Raw genomic sequence first — 17,940 nt, 5'->3', positions numbered from 1 at the left:
GATCGTGTCAGCTGAGTCAGCGCCTGGCAGGACGAGCCGGCTCAGTCACCCCGGCACCCGACGTCCGGCGCAGTAGCGGCGGGCCGGGTTGATCAGTCGGGTTTCCGGTGGCGGCTCACCGGCGCGGTGAAACCCTCGGTGTCGTCGAAGAATGCCCACTGTCCTTCGTCGTTGACCTCCATGCGCCAGCCAAGCTCGGACTTGCCCGCGACGTAGTCGACGAACCATGCGTAGGCGGCCTCGGCGTCATCGAATCTCTTTGCCGCCACAACCACGCCGTGGGGGTCGATCACTCGAAACTCAGCCATGGAACGTGATTATCCCCGCGAATCGACTTCCAATCCCGGTTAGCGGTCGATTTGCGTTTCGCGCGGGTGAACACCTTGGACGCTCCCGGTCCGGCATTTGCTGACGCGTTGCCCCCAGGCCGGCCGGCGCGCGGTTCCTAGACCGTACGAGCCAACCGCCCCGCGAGCAGCTCGGCGAACCTGGCAGGGTCGTCCAATGCGCCGCCCTCGGCGAGAAGAGCCGTGCCGTAGAGCAATTCGGCGGTCTCAGCCACGGACGGGTCGTCGCTGCGGTCGCGGTGCGCCTGACGCAGCCCGGTGACGAGCGGATGGCTGGGGTTGAGTTCCAAGATCCGCTTGCCCGCCGGAACGTCCTGACCCGTGGCACGGTAGAGGCGCGCGAGTGTCGGGGTGATGCCGAACGCGTCGGTGATCAGGCACGCGGGCGACTCGGTGAGCCGCGACGACAGCCGGACGTCCTTGACGTGCTCGCTCAACGTCTCTTTGAGCCAGGTCAACAGGTCGGCGAAGTCCTTGGCCTGCTCCTCGCGCTCGGCCTCGCTCTTGGGCTCCTCGGAGTCGAGGTCGACCTCGCCCTTGGCCACCGATTGCAGCGGCTTGCCGTCGAACTCGTCGACCACCCCCACCCACACTTCGTCGACGGGGTCGGTGAGCAGCAGCACTTCGTAACCCTTGGCCTTGAACGCCTCGAGGTGCGGTGACTTGGTGAGCTGCTGGCGCGTCTCGCCGGTCGCGTAGAAGATCTGCGTCTGGCCCTCCTTCATCCGCCCGACGTACTCGGCCAGCGTGGTGGCCTCGTCCTCGCTGTGGGTGGAGGCGAAGGAGGACACCTGCAGAAGCGTCTCCCTGTTGTCGGCGTCGGACAGCAGGCCCTCCTTGATGGCCCTGCCGAACTGGGTCCACACGGTGCGGTAGTCCTCCGGGCGCTCGGACTGCAGATCCTTGATGGTGGAGAGCACCTTCTTGGCCAGCCGGCGACGGATCGCCTTGATCTGCCGGTCCTGCTGCAGGATCTCGCGGGATACGTTCAGCGACATGTCCTGTGCGTCGACGACGCCCTTGACGAAGCGCAGGTATTTCGGCAGCAGCTGGTCGCAGTCCCCCATGATGAACACGCGCTTGACGTAGAGCTGGATGCCCACCTGCGCGTCGCGGTCGAACAGGTCGAACGGCGCATGCGACGGGATGAACAGCAACGCCTGGTACTCGAACGTTCCTTCGGCCTTCATCGCGATGACCTCGAGCGGGTCGTCCCACGCGTGCGTGATGTGCCTGTAGAACTCGTTGTATTCCTCGGCGGACACCTCGTCTTTGGGCCTGGCCCACAGCGCCTTCATCGAGTTGAGGGTTTCGGTCTCGACGGTGACGGTGTCCTCGCCGCCGTCGTCCTCCGAAGGAATGCGCCGCACCACCTCCATCCGGATGGGCCAGGCGATGAAGTCGGAGTACTTCTTGACCAGGCTCCTGATCTTGAACTCCGAGGTGTAGTCGTGAAGTTCGTTCTCGGTGTCTTCGGGCTTCAGGTGCAGGGTGACCGACGTCCCCTGCGGCGCCTCGTCGACGGACTCGATGGTGTAGGTGCCCTCGCCGCTGGATTCCCACCGCGTGGCCTCGCTCTCGCCCGCCTTGCGGGTGAGCAGTTCGACCTTGTCGGCGACCATGAAGCTCGAGTAGAAGCCGATGCCGAACTGGCCGATCAGCTCCTCGGAGGCGGCGTCGTTTTTCGCTTCGCGCAATTGCTGACGCAACTCGGCGGTGCCCGACTTGGCCAGCGTGCCGATCAGGTCCACCACCTCGGCCCGCGTCATGCCGATCCCGTTGTCGCGGATGGTCAGGGTGCGCGCGTTGGTGTCGACGTCGACCTCGATGTGCAGGTCGGAGGTGTCGACATCGAGATCCTTGTTGCGGAACGCCTCGAGGCGCAACTTGTCCAGCGCATCCGAGGCGTTCGAAATCAACTCCCGCAGAAACGAATCCTTGTTGGAGTACACCGAATGGATCATCAGATCCAGCAGTTGCCGGGCCTCCGCCTGAAATTCCAGCTGCTCGACGCGCGCGTTCATGACACTTCCTACATTCGTCTCAAGGACAGGACGTTTTAAATTTACCGACGACCGGACGATGTGCTTTGCACAGGGCCCGCGAAGCCGGCCGCGGCGGGCTCTACCCTGGACACATGTCTGTTGCGCAACGCGAACGCGCCGCCCTCGTCGAGACCATGCGCGGCGCCGGGCCCGACGCGCCCACCCTGTGCGAAGGGTGGAAGACTCGGGACCTCGCCGCTCACCTGGTGATCCGCGAGTACCGCCCCGACGCCGCCCCGGGCATCCTGATCTCGGCGTTCGCGGCCCATACCGAAAAGGTGCAGAACGAGGTGGCCGAGCGGACCGACTGGGAGCGGCTGCTGGAGAAAGTCGCAGCCGGTCCCCCGCTCTACTCACCGCTCAAATTGCTCGACCCGGTGGCCAACGTCGCCGAGATGTTCATCCACCACGAGGACGTTCGCCGCGCGCAGCCCGGGTGGGCGCCGCGCGCGCTGGAGCCCGGGCTGGCCAAGTCGCTGCGCCGCACCGCGGCCCTGATGGGCCGGATGACGCTGGGGAAGGCGCCCGGCCGGGTGGCGTTGCGCACCGCGGACGGCAAGACGGTGCTGACCGTGGGTCGCGGCCCGGCGGTCACGGTGACCGGCGCGCCCGAAGAGCTGCTGCTGTTCGCGGTCGGGCGAGAGGCCCACGTGGAGTTCGAGGGCGATCCGGCGGCGGTGCAGGCCGTGCGCGACGCGCCGAAAGGTTTGTAGATCCGAGCAACGGCGCCGCGGCCCGGCCGACGCTACGCACTAGGGCGACAGCGGCCGGAATCCGGGATGGGCGACGGCCACCGAGACCCCGCTGCCGATCGGGCCGTCGCGGTCGACGAGCACGGCCGAGCCGGTGGCCACCCCGTCGTGGCTGTGCTGCGTCAGCGACGCGAGCCCGATGTGGGCCCCCTCGGGTAGCCGGCTGAGAGTGAGCGTGTAGTCGGCGTTGATGAATTGCAGCCCATTGGTGCCCCAGTTGGCGATCGAGGCCGTGATGTCCCCGGCCATCGCCGCCCGCACGAACGCGGTGAGCGGTTCGTCGTCGATCAACGAGCGTGTTTCCTGCAGCCACGTGTATTTCGTTCCGCCCGTTGGCCATTCGGAATCGGGATTCTGCAACTCGGCCCCCCAGCCGTAGGTACGCATGAACACCGTCGAATGGCCGCCGTCGCTGGGGTCCGGAAGCGGCGGCATCTGCACGGGTGGGGACCAGATGTGCCCCTCGGGCTGCGTGCCGCGCCGCAGGAACAGTGCGCTGGCCTCGGCCACGGGCACACCGTCCTGGGTGAGGGTCGCCTCGATCAGGCGCAGCCGCCGCCGGTCGTGTCGCACGCGGGTATGCACCTCGATCGGCTCCAGGGCCGTCGGCCGGGGCAGGTCCACCGTCAGCCGCGCCGGTTGCAGGTCGGGGTCGCCGGCGGCGCACTCGACGGCCCAGCCCAGGAGGCCGCCGACGACATGGCCGCTCATCGAGGGGCCCCAGCCCCCGCGCCCGACTGCCGTTGGCACGAAGCGTGTTTGGTCCCGAACGAAATACGGCGCCGGATCCACCGAACGAGCTTCGTCCGGCACGGTGCTGGGCTCTGCCACTGCTGGCCTCTCCGCGAGGTGGTGTTGGCCGCTCTGCCGAGGACCGCAACAGTGGATATTACAGTTGCGAGCTTCCAGTCGCCGTCAGCCGATCGCGGCGCCCACCAGGTGGCCGATCACGTAGGTGATCCCCAGCGCCAGTCCGCCTCCGACGACGTTGCGGGCGACCGCGCCCCCCTGCGGGGCGCCACCCAGGCGGGCCGACACCGCCCCGGTCATCACCAGCGCCGCCAGCACCGCGACGACGGTGACGGGGACCCGCCACTCCGTCGGCGGCGCCAGGATGGCGATCAACGGCAGCAGGGCTCCGACGGCGAAGGACAACGCCGACGACATGGCCGCCTGCCACGGGTTGGTCAGTTCCTCGGGATTGATTCCCAACTCGACCTCTGCGTGGGCGAGCAGGGGGTTGTGGTCGGTGAGCTCCTCCGCCACGGTCCGCGCGGTCGCCGCGGTGAGGCCCTTGGCCTCGTACAGCGCGGCGAGCTCGTCCAGTTCGGCGGCCGGATCGTCACGCAGCTCCTGACGTTCCTTGCGTAACAGGGCCTTCTCGGTGTCGCGCTGGGTGCTCACGGACACGTACTCCCCGAGCGCCATCGACACCGCCCCGGCCACCAGGCCGGCGCTGCCGGCGGTCAGGATCGGCGCTCGTTGCACTGTCGCGGCGGCGACCCCGACAACGATGCCCGCGGTGGAGACGATGCCGTCGTTGGCGCCAAGTACTCCCGCGCGCAGCCAATTCAGCTTCGCGGAGACGGATCCCTCGTGGGGCTCGGCGGGGTGGGAGGCGTTGGACACGGGCGCCACCATATCGGTCCGATATCGGGCCTGACTAGGAAACATAGCCTTGCCAAACGCCGGGGTCGCGACGCCGCCTCGTCACCTCTCGCGGTGGCCGTGCCTGCCGTGCGCGGCGGCGTCTCGAGGTGAACGGCCCGCTCGGCCGGCCGCTTGCGGCGCCCAGAAGTTTTGCTGGGCGCAGACAAAGCAGGTTCATAGGAAAGCTATCTAGCGTGTGGATGGTCAGGGGGTTCACGAGCATTCACACAAGACAGGTGAAGGACTATGAGACTTAAGCAACTAGTGGGGGGGATCACCATCGCCGGTGCCCTCAGCGCGGCAGCGCTGGGCGTGGGCGCGGGTTCGGCAAGCGCCGCCCCCGGGCCGCCGCCGGCTCCGGCGGGCGGCCACGGCGCCCCGCCCGCGGGCGCCCCGGGCGGACCGGCCGGTGGAGGGTTCCATCCGCCGAACGCGCCCGGTGACCCCGGCGGGCCGGGTGGTCCCGGCGGACCGGGGGGCCCCGGCGGCCCCGGTCAGGGCGGACCCGGCGGACCCGGCCACCAAGGCGGACCTGGCGGCCCCGGCGGACCCGATCACGGTGGCCCAGGCGGACCGGGCGGACCAGGCGGACCGGGCGGCCCCGGCGGACCCGACCACCCCGGCGGACCGGGCGGACCCGGCGGACCCGATCACGGTGGCCCCGGCGGTCCGGGCGGTCCGGGCGGACCCGGCGGACCCGATCACGGTGGCCCCGGCGGTCCGGGCGGACCTGGCGGCCCGTGGCATGGGGACGCGCAGCGCGGCTACTTCCGCGGCGCCCCGTGGGGCGATGGCCCCGCGCCGTGGGGACCCGGTGCGCCGCCGCACCCCGCGTGGGATCGACCGCTTCCGCCTCCCGGCGGCCAGTGGGGTTACGGTCCCATCAATTACTGGGGCTACCAGGAGACTCCGTATTGGAATCCCGGATTCAACCAGTGGGGCTTTGACTTCTTCGGGGTCTGGATCCCGCTGTAAAGATTGCTCGGCACCACGCCCGCTCCGCCGCCCGGCGGGGCGGGCGTCCTGCGTTGAGCCGCAACACCTTCGGGCAAGCCTGGGGTCAGCCCTTGGTGCCGACGGTGAGAAGGTCGGACACGATGCGGGTCCAGATCGGCCGCCGGATGCGGTGCTGATCGCTGATCACGAAGCCGGCGTCCTCGAACAGCCTGCGCGTCTCCGAGGGCGACGCGTTGTGCTGCGGCTTCCACCTGGCCGACGACGCCTGCAGCTGCGGGCCCCGGGCACTGAGCGCCGAGACGGCGACCAGGCCGCCGGGGGCGAGCACACGATGGAATTCGCGCAACGCCGCGGGCTGGTCGAAGAAGTGGAACGCCGAGGTGGTGACCACGGCGTCGAGCGCCCCGTCGTCGAAGGGCAGCTGTTCGGCCGGGCCCCGCAACCACTGGACGCGATCGGTTCTGGCGCGGGCCTGGTTGAGCATGCCGTCGGACATGTCGACACCGTAGAGTTCCTCGGGTTGCACTTCCCGCGCGATTCGCTCGCTTAATATCCCTGTGCCACAGGCAATGTCGGCAATCTTGCGCGACTTGTGCCAGCGCAGCTGCGCTATGACCTCGTCGTGGGGCGGGCGGTAGATCCACCGCTGCAGGAACGGCAGATCGTAAGCCGGCGCGAGGAAACCCCAGATCTGGGTGATGGAGTCGTTGAGCCCTCGACGTCGCGGCGCCGTCATGCGCTCAACACCGAACGGTAGTAGACGGTGTCCGCAACCGACACCGTGTCGTTGGTCCGCGCGATGGCCGCCAAACCGTTGTCGGCCAACAACTCGCTCATCTCAATCCCCTCTGAGCGCCAGCCCAGGCCGTCCAGGTACCCGGCGACGTCGTTGCGCTCGCCTTCGAAACCGAGTTCCTCCCAGTCCAACTCGAAGCCGTGGTCGCGCCACTTGGCGGTGGCCCTGCGCATCATCTCGCGGGCCTTCTCGGTGTCCCGCTCCGGCTTGTCCGGGATGGCTTCGACCGCGAGTCGGCTGCCCGGGGCGCTCAACGCGGTGATGTTGTCCAGCAGCCGATCCTGCGCTTGCGGTGGCAGATACCCGAAGAGACCTTCGGCGATCCACGCCGTCGGCCGCGCTTTGTCAAAGCCGTTCTCCTGCAGTACCTTCGGCCAGTCCTGCCGCAGGTCGACGGGGACGGCGCGCAGGTCGGCGCGGGGGGTGGCGCCCAACCCGTCCAGCGTGGCGGCCTTGAATTGGAGCACCTGCGGCTGATCGATCTCGAACACCGTCATGCCGTCGGGCCACGCCAGCCGGTAGGCGCGCGCGTCCAGACCGGACGCCAGAATCACGGCCTGGCGGATCCCCGCCTGCGCGGCCTCGGCGAAGAAGGCGTCGAAGAACCGGGTTCGCGCCGCCATCGCGTCGGGCATCTGCCCCAGTTTCCAGCCGGACTCGTGGTCGTCGACGTCGTCGGCGTTGAGTTCGCCACTCACCCAGCGGGTGAAGAAGTCGACGCCGACGGCGCGCACCAGCGGTTCGGCGAAGCGGTCCTGAATAACCGGGTTGTCGGCCTTGGATGCGATCGCCCGCGCGGCGGCGACCATCGTCGCCGTCGCGCCCACACTGGTGGCCAAATCCCAAGAGTCGTTGTCTGTCCGTGGCATGTGACTGATTTCTCCCTCGCCCAAAGCTTTACTTAGCCAGTGTAACGAATGTTGGAGGGGGCGCAGCCGCCCAGCTCAACGGGGTCGGACTACCACTACCGAGGGCCGGGACCGCCCGGTCCAGCGGGCCCACCGGGACCTCCGGGGCCACCCGGGCCACCGGGCCCACCCGGGCCACCGGGCCCACCCGGACCGTTCGCGGTCGGAAGCCAGAACACGCACTGATTCATCTGGGCGCTCCACACCCATCCGGGGGCGCAGTCGTCGGCCCGGCTGATCGCCGGGACGCCGATAGCGACCACCAGCGGTGAGACGAGCGCGAACGCGGCGATCGCACATCGGCGGAGCAGGCGCGTCGTCATGCAGGTTCTCCTCTCGGCCGGCCGCTTTGCCGGCGCCCACCATTGTGCTCCAGCCCGGCACCCGCCCGGCCTGAATCGCCCAGCGTGCTGCCTATTCGGGAACCAACTCGAACACCGGGATCAACCGGTCGGTGCGTTCCTGGTACTCACCGAACCCCGGGGCCCGTTCGACGACGATGCGATAGATCGGGTCGCGCTCTGCGCGCGGCAATTCCCGAGCCGTCGCCGGCTTCGGTCCCCGCGAACCGATTTCGACCGTGACGCGCGGGTTGGCGCGAATGTTATGGACCCATGCCGGATTGCTGTCCCGCCCCGCCGCCGAGCCGACGACGTAGATCTTGCCGTCGACGTCGAAGTAGGCGACGGGGTTGACGCGCCGCGCGCCGCTTCGTGCGCCCGTGGAGGTCAGCAAGAGCAGCGGAAAGCCGTCGAACTGTCCGCCGACCTTGCCCCCGTTGCGGCGGAACTCCTCGATGTTGTGCTGGTTGAACTCCCGTTCCGAACGCATCTCGTCGTCGACCATCACCCCATCCTGGCACGGCGGTATCAGCCCCGAAATGCCCGAGCGGTTTGTGAGCTCGGTCTCAATGCGAATTGTGCTCGGCTGAAGGTTTTTTCGGTCGCGGGTCCGGGGAAGGCCTATACGACCGTTTCCTTGTCCGAGATTCGTCCCCGACTCGTCCCAGATGCCCAGCCCCCGATCCCAGCCCCGATTAAGGAGCGCATTCCTTCATGCTCAGAGCGTTTTCGCTGGACCACGCGACACACGTCGCGCTCAACCTCGCCTGGGTGGCCGCGGCCGCGGTCGTCGCCTACGCGGCAGGCCTGGCGCTGTCGTGGGTGCTGCAGCGGGTCAAGGGCCGCAGTCCCGTCATCGACGACCTCGACGTGCTCACGCGGCGGCCGGTACGGGCGACGCTGGTGGTGATCGCGACCACCACGGCGGTGCATCACACGACGGCTTCGAGCTCGCAGTTTCGCGGCTGGCTCGACCACGCGCTGCTGATCGCGGTGATGGCGACGAACACCTGGCTGGTCGCCAGCCTGGTATTCGTCGCCGAACGACGCGCGATCGCGCGGTTCGCCCGGGGCGACACGGACATCGCCGACGCCGACCGGCACCGGCGCAAAATCCGCACGCAGATCACCATGCTGCGCCGGCTGGTGGTCGCCGTCGTCGTCGTCTTCGGCCTGGCCGCTGTGCTCGAGACCTTCCCGGCCTTCAACAGCATCGGAAAGACCTTGTTCGCCTCGGCTGGTGTGTTGTCGGTGGTGGCCGGCCTGGCCGCCCAGACGTCCCTCGGCGCGGTGTTCGCGGGCATTCAGATCGCCTTCTCGGACGCCATCCGGGTGGGCGACGTCGTGGTCGTCGAGAACGAGTGGGGCCGCATCGAGGAGATCACGTTGACCTACGTGGTGGTGCATCTGTGGGACGAGCGGCGGCTGGTGCTCCCGTGCACCTACTTCACCAAGACGCCGTACCAGAACTGGACCCGCAACGCGACGGCCCTGCTCGGCACCGTCGAGCTCGACGTCGACTTCACCGTGGCGCTGAACGCCATGCGCAGCGAGCTGGACCGGCTGCTGCGGTCCGACGGCCTGTGGGACGGCCGCGTCGGCGTGCTGCAGGTGACCGATGCGGTGGACGGCTATGTGCGGGTGCGGATGCTGGTCAGCGCGCCCAACGCGGGCGATCTGTTCGACCTGCGCTGCAACGTTCGCGAGGGCATGGTGACGTGGCTGCAACGCACGAAGCCGGCCGCCCTGCCGCGGCAGCGCATCGAGCGGGCCGAGCCGCAGCGCGCAGCCGACCATCCGGATACGCGGCCAGACGCCGCCGCGGAGCCGCGCGCCGATTCCGCCCTGTTCAACGGGAGCCCCGGGGCCGAGGAGCGCGGGCGCGCCTTCAGCGGACCGGAAGCCGAGGACCGCCTCGAAGACTGGGAGTTCGCACGGGTACGCAACCCCCGCTGACCCGCGCGGTTGACGGCCCGCGGATTTGGGTATGACCCGCCCATCCCATCGTTTGGGTGTTGCTTCTGAGAAGAGAAGTGATCGCGGATGGTCAGGTGGCTGGACACGCTGCAGCGACGCAACCGCGCCGTCGGGGTGCTCATCGCTGTGCTCTACAAGTACCTCGACGATCAGGGCGGCTATCTGGCCGCCCTGATCACCTACTACGGTTTCGTGTCGCTGTTCCCCCTGTTGCTGCTGATGACCACGGGCCTTGGAGTGGTGCTCGCCGGCCGGCCCGACCTGCAGGCGCAGGTGCTGCACAGCACGTTGAGCCAGTTCCCCGTGATCGGCAGCCAGCTGCACCAACCGCAAGGGCTCAGCGGCGGGACGGCGGCCGTCATCATCGGCATCGCGGGCGCGCTCTACGGCGGCCTGGGTGTCGGTCAGGCCGTCCAGAACGCGATGGACTCGGTGTGGGCGGTCCCGCGAAACAACCGCCCGGATCCCATCCGCTCACGCCTGCGCAGCCTGCTCCTGCTGATGGTGCTCGGTTCGGCGGCCATCGCGGCCACCGTGCTCTCCGCGGTCGGCCAGGCGACCGGGGCACTGGGCCTGTTCGGGAAGATCGGCGTAGCCCTCGCCGCGGTGGCGATCAACGCGCTGATCTGCCTGGTCGCCTTCCGCGTGACCACGGCGCGAGGCCTGACATACCGCCAGGTGTGGCCGGGAGCGCTTGCGGCGGCGTTCATCTGGCAGATACTGCAGTGGTTCGGTGCCGGCTACATCGGGCACACGGTTAAGACGGCGAGCGCAACCAACAGCGTCTTCGCGTTGGTGCTCGGAATGCTGGCGTTCCTGTTCTTGGTGTCCTCGACCCTGGTGGTGTGCGCGGAGTTCAACGTGGTGCTGGTGGAGCGGCTCTACCCGCGCGCCCTGCTCACGCCCTTCGTCGACGACGCGGACCTCACCGCGGCCGACCGCAGGACCTACACGAAAAAGGCCAAAGCCGAACGCGTCAAGGGCTTTCAGCGCGTCAGCGTGCGGTTCTCCGACCTCACGCGCAAGGCGCCGCCCGTGCGCACGCCGACCCCGCCGGCCGTCGGCTGACGACTACCGGTCGCTGCGCGGCCCGGCGCCGTTCGATACCGTCATCGCGGGCTCGCGGCCGGCGCGGAATCACTCGCCGCCGCCGGACGTTGACGCCGGCTACCGCACCGAAAGGCATACCGCCTCATGACCACCCGTGAGAATCCGCCAACCCGGGAGACTTGATGGGACTACTGGAACACAAGACCGCGGTCATCACCGGCGCCAACTCCGGGATCGGATTGGCCACCGCCCGGCGTTTCCTCGCCGAGGGCGTTGAGCGGGTGTTCATCACAGGCCGCCGCGAGCGCGAACTCGATTCTGCCGCAACCAGCTTGGGTCCACGTGCGGTGCCGGTGCGCGGCGACGTCGGCGACCCCGGCGATCTCGATCGGCTCTACGCCGAGGTGGCCGCGGCGGGTCATGGACTCGACGTCGTCGTCGCCAACGCCGGGTCCACCCGCGTCGCGCTCCTGGGTGAGATCAGCGACGACGACCTCGACGCGCTGCTGAGCACCAACGTCAAAGGAGTCGTCCACACGGTGCAAAAGGCGCTGCCACACCTCAACGGCGGCGCCTCGATCATCCTCACCGGCTCGACCACCGCCGACCGGGGCCGGCCAGGACTGAGCATCTACGCCGCCACCAAGGCGGCCGTGCGCTCGCTGGCCCGCGCCTGGGCCAACGAACTCGCCGGCCGCAACATCCGCGTCAACGTCGTCGTCGCCGGTTCCACCGCCACACCCGGCAGCGACAACCTGGCGGCCCAGACCAATCCGAACGCCACGGTCGAGGAGTTTCGTGCAGGCCGCATCGCGACCATTCCGCTCGGGCGCTTCGCCGACCCTGTCGAGATCGCGAACGCGATCGTGTTCCTGGCCAGTGACCTGTCGAGTTTCACCACCGGGTCGACCGTGACCGCCGACGGCGGGTTCAACCAGGTCTGAACTCTCCCCCCGCCGTGGCTGTGACAGTTGGCCGTGGCATTGGTGACTTTAGGCCCGAGTCGCAAGGCCAGGCCTGCGCGCAGAGTCGACCAACACGCCCAGGATGGCTGCGCCCACCGACCGAGGAGTCCGTCGATGATCCTTCCGAATCTGATCGCTCGCCGGGCTGTCACGGTCGCCGGCGCGGCCGTCGGCGCCTTGTTGTGCCTCGATGCGTCGGCGGCCGCCGATCCGACGTCCCGACCGCCCAACTGCACGGCGGCGGACATCGCGGGCGTCGCGACCGGCGTCGCGGCGGCGCTCTCGAGTTACCTGTTCACCCACCCCGACCTCAACGGGTTCTACACCGGTCTGCAAGACCAGCCGAAGGACCAGATCCGTACTGCGGTGCGCGACTACTTCGACGCCAACCCCGCCGAGCAGGCCGACCTCGAGAGCATCCGCCAGCCGCTGGTCGACATCAGGCAGCGTTGCCAGTGGACGCCGTTGGTCGACTCGGGCGGCGCGACGCAATAGTGGTCGTTGAGGAGATTCGATGAGGCGCCGGATTGCCGCGGGGGTGGCCGCGTTGGCCCTTACGACGATCGCCGACATGTGCGCCATCGTGCAGCCCACGGGTGTGGCCAACGCCGATGTCTGCGCAAGCGTAGGCACCCGGGTGTCCGTGAGCGGATGCACCAACGTCGCCGACACGGTCAACACCTACGTTCCGCCGCCGAACGCCTATGCCCCACTGCCGCAAGACTATCCGCCTCCGCCGCCGCCGGTGAACGTCTGCGTCGGAGCCGGCCGGCGGGTCCATGTCAGCGGCTGCTTCTAGGAAAGCCGCTCAGCTCGGTTCGCGGAGCGGTAGCCCCGCCGCACGGTAGATCGCGTCGATGACGGTCATGTTCTCTATCGCATCCCGCGGAGACGTTTTCACCTCGGCGCCGCGCAGCACGGCGTCGGCGAACGCGTCGAGCTGGTAAGCGTAGGAGGTCCGCCGGGAGAAGCGTTCCACCCGTTTGCCTCCGGCGGCCCGGACCGTGAGGCGGTGAAACAGGTGCGGCATCACGGGATTGAGCGCGCGAAGCTCACCGCGCTCCCCGACGACGCGGGCGCTGATTCGCAACAGGTCCGAGGACCACATCGACGTACGCAGCCCGCCGGTGTGCCCGCCGGGAAACTGCAACTCGGCGGTCATGGCGCGGTCGATGCGCGCGTTGCGCAACTTCGCCTGCGCCGAAACGACTTCGGGTGTCGCGCCGCCAAAGGTGCGGGTCATGTGCACCGCATAGCACCCGGCGTCCATGGTCGCACCGCCGCCCAGGGAATAGTTGTAGCGAATGTCGGAGAACTTCGGCAGCGGAAAACAGAAGGCCGCCTCGACGCGCCGCAACTCTCCCAATTCTCCCGAGGCGATGATCTCTTCGATGCGCAGGGCCAAGGGGTGATAGCGGTAGTGGAAGGCCTCCATCACGACCCGATCGGATTGGGCGGCCAGTTCGGCTACCTCGCGGGCTTCGGCGGCGTTGGCGGTGAACGGCTTTTCGCACAGCACGTGTTTGCCCGCCAGCAGCGCCGCTTTCGTCCACCGGCCGTGCAAGCCGTTGGGCAGCGGGTTGTAGACGGCGTCGATGTCGGGGTCGCCGATCAGCGCTTCGTAGCTTTCGTGCACCCGGCCCACCCCGTGCTTGGTGGCGAACGTCCGCGCGCGCGCCGGGTCGCGGGCCGCGATTGCGGCAACCTCGACTTCGGCCGTTTCCTTGGCGGGATTGGTCAGCGCCAACGGTGCGATGGTGGCGGCACCCAGCACGCCGACGCGAATCGGATTACCCGCCATGTCCGGGGTCCTTTCGGGGGAGCCAATTTTGCCGGCTTTCGCTATTCTTCATATTCCCTGCTTCGGAACCGCACACTACTGGCGGCCCGGCAAACGCAAAAGAATGGAGGGGATCGAATGCCCTCACCTCGCCGGCTGGCCGGACTGTTCATTCCCGTGATGGCCGGCGCCGCGTTGCTCGGTAGCTCTGCGGTCGCCACGGCTAACGCCGCTGACGACGCGTACCTCGCGCAGCTGCGCGCCGTCGGCCTCACGTGGCCGCCCAATACCGAAGAGGCCCTGATCGGGGAGGCGCACCTGGTCTGCTACGACCTCACCTGGGGTTGGCAGCCGCAGCAGATCGCCGACGACATTCACGCCCACCTGAACGCGCGGGGCGTCACGTTGCTGGACGTCGGAACCCTGGTCAATGCGGCACACAACGTCTACTGCCCGGGCAATGTGTGCGACGCGCCGACGCTTTGCACCTGACGGCGGTCTCTCACCGCCGCCGCGTGCGGTGCGCCGCGAGCACGTCGGCGTTCGCCAGCGTCTGAGCATGGGCGGCCAGCGTCGATGCGCTGTTGGCGTAGGCGATGGAGTCGTGCTCGTTGCTCGTTTCCGTGCCGTGCGCCGCCGCCAGATGCCGCTTCGCCTCTTCGAGTCGGCCCTGGGCCTCGGCGCCGATGCTGTCGCGGTGCCTCGCGACGTAATCGGAGATCTGGCGCACTCGGGCGTCCGCGGTGGACAGCGCCTGACCTAGGGATTGGTCGGCGCCGACCGGTGCATTGCCGGCGTCGGCCCGCTGCGCGGCGCGCCGGCGGCGGCGCGCGCGAAGCAGCAGGAGAAGCACGACGAGCAGGACAACGGCCGCTGCCACGCCGATCGCGATCAGCAGCCAGATCCGCTTCGACGAGCTCGCCGACACCTGCGACTTGTCCAGCCCGTCGGCCGCGGCGACCGCAGCACCGCTCCAGTCCTTGGCGGCCACCGCCGGTTCGATCTTGTTGCTTTGCAGGCTGTTCAATTCGGAAGCCGTGAGGCCCTGGGCCGCCGGCGGCACGGCGAACGAGTACAGCTTGGTGTTGGTGGCGACGGCCAGCAGCACATCGTGGTCGCCCATCCCGCTGGCACTGCGGGTCCGGTCGGCCCAATTATCCGGTTTGAACCTCGAGAAGTTGTCGACATAGACGACCCACAGTTGAATATGGCGTTGCCGGTAGAGCCGGTCGATCGCCGAGCTGACCGCCGCCCGGTCCGAACTCGACAACACCCCGCCGCTGTCGGTGATGTGATCGGTGAGCCTGCCCGGCGGTTGCGCGCCGGCGGGTGTGGCGAGCAGGACCCCCGCGGTGAGCATCGCCAGGACTACACCGAACAGGCGAACAATGCGCATAGGGGTAACTTAGCCGCCGAATTGTGGTCGGACGGACAAGCCTCGAATCCGCTGCCGACCAGGCCATTGGCATGCCGCCTCGCTGCACAAGCATGATCTCCGATGCCCTGCGCGACAATGCAATCCGACTGCGCTTGGAAGCGCGCCGCAGCGCCCGATAGTATCTGCGCATGAATGCAGGTAATGAGCCTCCGGTGTCGCTGGACGAGGATCAGGTAGGTCTGATCGTCGAGGTTTTCCGGATGCTCGCCGATGCCACCCGCGTTCGGCTGCTGTGGTCGTTGGCTGACGACGAGTTGTCGGTGACCGACCTGGCCGAGCGGGTCGGCAAGCCCGCCCCGTCGGTGTCGCAGCATCTGGCCAAGCTGCGAATGGCGAGGCTGGTGCGCACCCGCCGGTCGGGCACCACGATCTTCTACAGCCTGGAGAACGACCACGTCCGCCAGCTGGTGGTCGACGCGGTGTTCAATGCCGAACACGCCGGACCCGGCGTGCCCTCCCACCACCGGGACCTTCCCGGGGTCCGGGGCATCACGGCCGGCACGCCGCGCAAGGCGCGGCAGCGATGAACGCACACGGCCGTGCCGACCGCGGTGGCCTCGAGCGCGGGCGGCGATTGGCGCTCGATCCTTTGGAGCACTAATTTTCCTCAGGTGACGTTCTCTGCTGCTGGTGCGGTCGCTCGGCGGATCGCCTCCCTCCTCACGCTCGCCACCGTCGCCGGTCTGATCGTCGATGCGGCGCACGCCGTTCCCCCCGTACCCGCGCCGGCGGTCCGCCTGGCCGATGACGCCGACCCGCTGGCGGGCATCCCCTTCTACGTCAACCCCAACTCGGCGGCCATGCGCGCCGCGCAGCACGCCGATCCGCCGAATCCGGAGCTCACCGCCGTCGCCAACACTCCGCAGGCGTACTGGATCGTGCCGGGCTCGTCTGCGTCAACGGTCGCGAAGTACACCGGCGACGCGCAGGCCGCCGGCGCGCTCCCGGTGCTGACCCTGTACGGGATCCCGCACCGCGACTGCGGCAGCTTCGCTGCGGGTGGCATGGCGACGGCAGACGACTACCGCTCGTGGATCGACGGCATCGCATCCGGCGTGGGCGCAACGCGGACGGCGATCATCGTCGAGCCCGACGCGCTCGCCATGGCCGACTGCCTGTCGGCCGACCAGCGCCAGGAACGCTACGACCTGATTCGCTATGCCGTCGACACGCTGACACGCAATCCGGCCACGGCCGTGTACGTCGACGGTGGTCACTTGCGCTGGCACAGCGCCGAGGACATGGCCGACCGGCTCAACAAGGTCGACGTCGCCCACGCCCGCGGATTCAGCCTCAACACGGCGAACTTCTTCAGCACCGGTGACGAAATCGGTTACGGCGAAGCGATTTCCGGGCTCACCAACGGCTCGCACTACGTGGTCGACACTTCGCGCAACGGCGCGGGGCCGGCTCCCGACTCCGAGCTCAACTGGTGCAACCCCAGCGGCCGGGCACTGGGCACTCCGCCCACCGCGTCCACCTCCGGTGCGCACGCCGACGCCTACTTGTGGATCAAACGTCCGGGCGAGTCCGACGGAACGTGCGGAAAAGGCGATCCGCCCGCGGGCACCTTCGTCAATCAGTACGCCATCGAGCTGGCCCAGAACGCAAGGCAGTGACGGCGCCGCCGCGGTACGCGCCGTTGCCGGCTAGCTGTAGGAGGTCACCACGTTGGTGACGCCGGTGGTGAGTCGTGATGCTGGTGGCTGGCCGCCGGCGGCAGAGTGTGGTCGATGGTAGTTGAAGTGGATGTTCCAGATCTTGAGTGCTTCGTTGCGTTGGGTCTCTGAAGTCCAGGTCCGGGCGTAGAGGAACTCTTCGGCCAGGATGCGGTGGTATCTTTCCACCTTGCCGTTGTGGCGCGGGGTGTAGGGCGTGATGCGTTGATGGCGGGCGCCGTGCAGGACGTGGGCGAAGTCACGGGCGCGGTAACACGAGCCGTTGTCGGTGACGATGCGTTGGATGCGATCGATCCCGTGCGCGGCGAAAAAGACCCGGGCGCGGTGCATGAAGCCGATTGCGGTGATGGCTTTTTCATCGACAAGTGCCTCGGTGTAGGTCAATCGCGAGTAGCCGTCGACCGCGGAATGCAAATACACATAGCCTGCCCGCGTGCCTGCCGCGGTGGCCACCGCCACGGCCTTGGCCTGGGCGCTGCCCTTGCCGTGCACTCGCCACCCCCCGCCGTCGGGGATGCGGCCGACCTTCTTGACGTCGACGTGAATCATGTGTCCGGGGCGGCGCGCGATGATGCGTTGCGGCACCCGGTTGAGGTCCCCGCTGGGATCGAGGAACCTGCGCCGGTTGAGCCCCAACGCGACCAGCTGGCGACTCACGGTGCGCCGGCTGATCACGATCCCGCGTGCATTGAGTTCGAAGGCGATCCGCGCTGCCGACCACTTGCGGACCCGGCGCAACGTCTCGATGACCTCGATCACCGAGCTCGTAGTGGCGCTGGGCTGACGTGTCGGAGCTGACGAGCGGTCGTGCAGCCCGAGCTCACCGAACTGGCGGAACCGGTTGACCCACTTGGACGCACACGCCCGCGAAATCCCCATCTCAGCAGCCACGTGGGCAATCGGGCGGTCAGCACAGCGGGCCACGAGGCGACGACGGCCTTCAACGGACAACGGGGCATTACCGTGGGTCATGGACGGGTTCCTTCGGTGTAAGGACGAGGGGTTTGGCGATTTCTCATCCTGCCGCCCAGGAACCCGTCCCCCAGGACACCTCAACCCGTGTCGGCGCCTACAACGTCACGACCCGCAACAGCTAGCTAGCGACCCTCGACCCAACGTTCGGCGGCGGCCCGCTCCGCCTCAGTGAGCGCGGCCAGCACCCTGTGGACCCGGTCCAGCACCCAGACCTGAGCTTCGTCTTCCGCTTCGTAGTCGGCTTCGCGCAGCGTAGCCTGCTCCATCCCACCCATATAGA

General features: G+C 68.4%; 21 protein-coding genes. 10 read left to right on the top strand and 11 right to left on the bottom strand.

All coding sequences use genetic code 11. From position 1 onward, the window contains the following. Nucleotides 1-92: 92 nt before the first annotated feature. Complete coding sequence (locus G6N48_RS03505) at nt 93-308, bottom strand: hypothetical protein (RefSeq protein ID WP_085267567.1); 216 nt, start codon at nt 306-308, stop codon at nt 93-95. A gap of 137 nt (nt 309-445) precedes the next feature. Beyond that, the gene (htpG, locus tag G6N48_RS03500; protein WP_085267566.1) at nt 446-2,371 is read right to left on the bottom strand and encodes a molecular chaperone HtpG; all 1,926 of its coding nucleotides are present in this window, start codon (nt 2,369-2,371) and stop codon (nt 446-448) included. A 113-nt stretch (nt 2,372-2,484) separates the two neighbouring features. Between htpG and G6N48_RS03495 the strand changes: the two genes are divergently transcribed. Further along, entirely contained in the window at nt 2,485-3,105 is a 621-nt protein-coding gene (locus G6N48_RS03495) for a TIGR03085 family metal-binding protein (protein WP_085267565.1), read from the top strand. 39 nt (nt 3,106-3,144) lie between these two features. Here the strand turns inward: G6N48_RS03495 and G6N48_RS03490 are convergent, their stop codons facing one another. After that, the gene (locus G6N48_RS03490) at nt 3,145-3,975 is read right to left on the bottom strand and encodes an acyl-CoA thioesterase domain-containing protein (protein WP_085267564.1); all 831 of its coding nucleotides are present in this window, start codon (nt 3,973-3,975) and stop codon (nt 3,145-3,147) included. Nucleotides 3,976-4,059: 84 nt separating this feature from the next. Further along, nucleotides 4,060-4,773, bottom strand: a complete 714-nt coding sequence (locus G6N48_RS03485) for a VIT1/CCC1 transporter family protein (protein ID WP_085267608.1) — start codon at nt 4,771-4,773, stop codon at nt 4,060-4,062. 267 nt (nt 4,774-5,040) lie between these two features. Between G6N48_RS03485 and G6N48_RS03480 the strand changes: the two genes are divergently transcribed. After that, nucleotides 5,041-5,769 (top strand): chitin-binding protein, encoded by a 729-nt coding sequence (locus G6N48_RS03480; protein ID WP_085267563.1) that lies wholly within the window; start codon nt 5,041-5,043, stop codon nt 5,767-5,769. A gap of 85 nt (nt 5,770-5,854) precedes the next feature. On the opposite strand, the gene G6N48_RS03475 is transcribed toward G6N48_RS03480, so the two are convergent. The 3 genes from G6N48_RS03475 to G6N48_RS03465 all read right to left on the bottom strand — a co-directional run bounded on the left by G6N48_RS03475 (nt 5,855) and on the right by G6N48_RS03465 (nt 8,301). Next, complete coding sequence (locus tag G6N48_RS03475; protein ID WP_085267562.1) at nt 5,855-6,487, bottom strand: class I SAM-dependent methyltransferase; 633 nt, start codon at nt 6,485-6,487, stop codon at nt 5,855-5,857. Beyond that, a complete protein-coding gene (locus G6N48_RS03470; protein WP_085267561.1) occupies nt 6,484-7,416 on the bottom strand; it encodes an SAM-dependent methyltransferase in 933 nt (310 codons plus the stop codon). The genes G6N48_RS03475 and G6N48_RS03470 overlap by 4 nt, the downstream gene beginning before the upstream one ends. Before the next feature lie 453 nt (nt 7,417-7,869). Further along, the gene (locus G6N48_RS03465) at nt 7,870-8,301 is read right to left on the bottom strand and encodes a nitroreductase family deazaflavin-dependent oxidoreductase (RefSeq protein WP_085267559.1); all 432 of its coding nucleotides are present in this window, start codon (nt 8,299-8,301) and stop codon (nt 7,870-7,872) included. 209 nt (nt 8,302-8,510) lie between these two features. Between G6N48_RS03465 and G6N48_RS03460 the strand changes: the two genes are divergently transcribed. The 5 genes from G6N48_RS03460 to G6N48_RS03440 all read left to right on the top strand — a co-directional run bounded on the left by G6N48_RS03460 (nt 8,511) and on the right by G6N48_RS03440 (nt 12,587). Beyond that, nucleotides 8,511-9,752, top strand: coding sequence for a mechanosensitive ion channel family protein (locus G6N48_RS03460; RefSeq protein WP_085267558.1), 1,242 nt, complete (start codon nt 8,511-8,513; stop codon nt 9,750-9,752). An 87-nt stretch (nt 9,753-9,839) separates the two neighbouring features. Continuing rightward, nucleotides 9,840-10,841 (top strand): YihY/virulence factor BrkB family protein, encoded by a 1,002-nt coding sequence (locus G6N48_RS03455; protein WP_085267557.1) that lies wholly within the window; start codon nt 9,840-9,842, stop codon nt 10,839-10,841. Nucleotides 10,842-11,005: 164 nt separating this feature from the next. Continuing rightward, complete coding sequence (locus G6N48_RS03450) at nt 11,006-11,767, top strand: SDR family NAD(P)-dependent oxidoreductase (RefSeq protein ID WP_085267556.1); 762 nt, start codon at nt 11,006-11,008, stop codon at nt 11,765-11,767. 135 nt (nt 11,768-11,902) lie between these two features. Continuing rightward, nucleotides 11,903-12,283 (top strand): heme-binding protein, encoded by a 381-nt coding sequence (locus G6N48_RS03445; RefSeq protein WP_085267555.1) that lies wholly within the window; start codon nt 11,903-11,905, stop codon nt 12,281-12,283. A 19-nt stretch (nt 12,284-12,302) separates the two neighbouring features. After that, nucleotides 12,303-12,587, top strand: a complete 285-nt coding sequence (locus G6N48_RS03440; protein ID WP_085267554.1) for a hypothetical protein — start codon at nt 12,303-12,305, stop codon at nt 12,585-12,587. Nucleotides 12,588-12,596: 9 nt separating this feature from the next. Here the strand turns inward: G6N48_RS03440 and G6N48_RS03435 are convergent, their stop codons facing one another. Beyond that, nucleotides 12,597-13,589, bottom strand: a complete 993-nt coding sequence (locus G6N48_RS03435; RefSeq protein WP_085267553.1) for a Gfo/Idh/MocA family protein — start codon at nt 13,587-13,589, stop codon at nt 12,597-12,599. Nucleotides 13,590-13,706: 117 nt separating this feature from the next. Here G6N48_RS03435 and G6N48_RS03430 point away from each other — a divergent pair, with 117 nt between their 5' ends. Next, nucleotides 13,707-14,060 (top strand): DUF732 domain-containing protein, encoded by a 354-nt coding sequence (locus tag G6N48_RS03430; protein ID WP_428841972.1) that lies wholly within the window; start codon nt 13,707-13,709, stop codon nt 14,058-14,060. Between the two features lie 10 nt (nt 14,061-14,070). Here G6N48_RS03430 and G6N48_RS03425 read toward each other — a convergent pair whose 3' ends face one another. Then, the gene (locus G6N48_RS03425; RefSeq protein WP_085267552.1) at nt 14,071-14,964 is read right to left on the bottom strand and encodes a TPM domain-containing protein; all 894 of its coding nucleotides are present in this window, start codon (nt 14,962-14,964) and stop codon (nt 14,071-14,073) included. A 170-nt stretch (nt 14,965-15,134) separates the two neighbouring features. On the opposite strand from G6N48_RS03425, the gene G6N48_RS03420 reads away from it, so the two are divergent. Next, the gene (locus tag G6N48_RS03420; protein ID WP_085267551.1) at nt 15,135-15,533 is read left to right on the top strand and encodes an ArsR/SmtB family transcription factor; all 399 of its coding nucleotides are present in this window, start codon (nt 15,135-15,137) and stop codon (nt 15,531-15,533) included. Nucleotides 15,534-15,617: 84 nt separating this feature from the next. Next, the gene (locus G6N48_RS03415; protein WP_085267550.1) at nt 15,618-16,625 is read left to right on the top strand and encodes a glycoside hydrolase family 6 protein; all 1,008 of its coding nucleotides are present in this window, start codon (nt 15,618-15,620) and stop codon (nt 16,623-16,625) included. 30 nt (nt 16,626-16,655) lie between these two features. Here G6N48_RS03415 and G6N48_RS03410 read toward each other — a convergent pair whose 3' ends face one another. Beyond that, nucleotides 16,656-17,657 (bottom strand): IS481 family transposase, encoded by a 1,002-nt coding sequence (locus G6N48_RS03410; protein WP_085268191.1) that lies wholly within the window; start codon nt 17,655-17,657, stop codon nt 16,656-16,658. A gap of 125 nt (nt 17,658-17,782) precedes the next feature. After that, nucleotides 17,783-17,926, bottom strand: coding sequence for a hypothetical protein (locus G6N48_RS03405; RefSeq protein WP_163670782.1), 144 nt, complete (start codon nt 17,924-17,926; stop codon nt 17,783-17,785). Nucleotides 17,927-17,940 lie beyond the last annotated feature (14 nt).

Origin of the sequence: Mycobacterium parmense (assembly GCF_010730575.1) — a bacterium.
Taxonomy (GTDB): Bacteria; Actinomycetota; Actinomycetes; order Mycobacteriales; family Mycobacteriaceae; genus Mycobacterium; species Mycobacterium parmense.
The sequence above is the reverse complement of the archived record's forward strand: the minus strand, read 5'-3'. Positions and strand labels throughout refer to the sequence as shown.

Excerpts from the sequence above, each read along its gene's own strand:
- G6N48_RS03505 (WP_085267567.1), bottom strand. The coding sequence starts at position 308 with ATGGCTGAGTTTCGAGTGATCGACCCCCACGGCGTGGTTGTGGCGGCA.
- htpG (WP_085267566.1), bottom strand. The coding sequence starts at position 2,371 with ATGAACGCGCGCGTCGAGCAGCTGGAATTTCAGGCGGAGGCCCGGCAA.
- G6N48_RS03495 (WP_085267565.1), top strand. The coding sequence starts at position 2,485 with ATGTCTGTTGCGCAACGCGAACGCGCCGCCCTCGTCGAGACCATGCGC.
- G6N48_RS03480 (WP_085267563.1), top strand. The coding sequence starts at position 5,041 with ATGAGACTTAAGCAACTAGTGGGGGGGATCACCATCGCCGGTGCCCTC.
- G6N48_RS03475 (WP_085267562.1), bottom strand. The coding sequence starts at position 6,487 with ATGACGGCGCCGCGACGTCGAGGGCTCAACGACTCCATCACCCAGATC.
- G6N48_RS03470 (WP_085267561.1), bottom strand. The coding sequence starts at position 7,416 with ATGCCACGGACAGACAACGACTCTTGGGATTTGGCCACCAGTGTGGGC.
- G6N48_RS03465 (WP_085267559.1), bottom strand. The coding sequence starts at position 8,301 with ATGGTCGACGACGAGATGCGTTCGGAACGGGAGTTCAACCAGCACAAC.
- G6N48_RS03460 (WP_085267558.1), top strand. The coding sequence starts at position 8,511 with ATGCTCAGAGCGTTTTCGCTGGACCACGCGACACACGTCGCGCTCAAC.
- G6N48_RS03455 (WP_085267557.1), top strand. The coding sequence starts at position 9,840 with ATGGTCAGGTGGCTGGACACGCTGCAGCGACGCAACCGCGCCGTCGGG.
- G6N48_RS03450 (WP_085267556.1), top strand. The coding sequence starts at position 11,006 with ATGGGACTACTGGAACACAAGACCGCGGTCATCACCGGCGCCAACTCC.
- G6N48_RS03445 (WP_085267555.1), top strand. The coding sequence starts at position 11,903 with ATGATCCTTCCGAATCTGATCGCTCGCCGGGCTGTCACGGTCGCCGGC.
- G6N48_RS03440 (WP_085267554.1), top strand. The coding sequence starts at position 12,303 with ATGAGGCGCCGGATTGCCGCGGGGGTGGCCGCGTTGGCCCTTACGACG.
- G6N48_RS03435 (WP_085267553.1), bottom strand. The coding sequence starts at position 13,589 with ATGGCGGGTAATCCGATTCGCGTCGGCGTGCTGGGTGCCGCCACCATC.
- G6N48_RS03430 (WP_428841972.1), top strand. The coding sequence starts at position 13,707 with ATGCCCTCACCTCGCCGGCTGGCCGGACTGTTCATTCCCGTGATGGCC.
- G6N48_RS03425 (WP_085267552.1), bottom strand. The coding sequence starts at position 14,964 with ATGCGCATTGTTCGCCTGTTCGGTGTAGTCCTGGCGATGCTCACCGCG.
- G6N48_RS03420 (WP_085267551.1), top strand. The coding sequence starts at position 15,135 with ATGAATGCAGGTAATGAGCCTCCGGTGTCGCTGGACGAGGATCAGGTA.
- G6N48_RS03410 (WP_085268191.1), bottom strand. The coding sequence starts at position 17,657 with ATGACCCACGGTAATGCCCCGTTGTCCGTTGAAGGCCGTCGTCGCCTC.
- G6N48_RS03405 (WP_163670782.1), bottom strand. The coding sequence starts at position 17,926 with ATGGAGCAGGCTACGCTGCGCGAAGCCGACTACGAAGCGGAAGACGAA.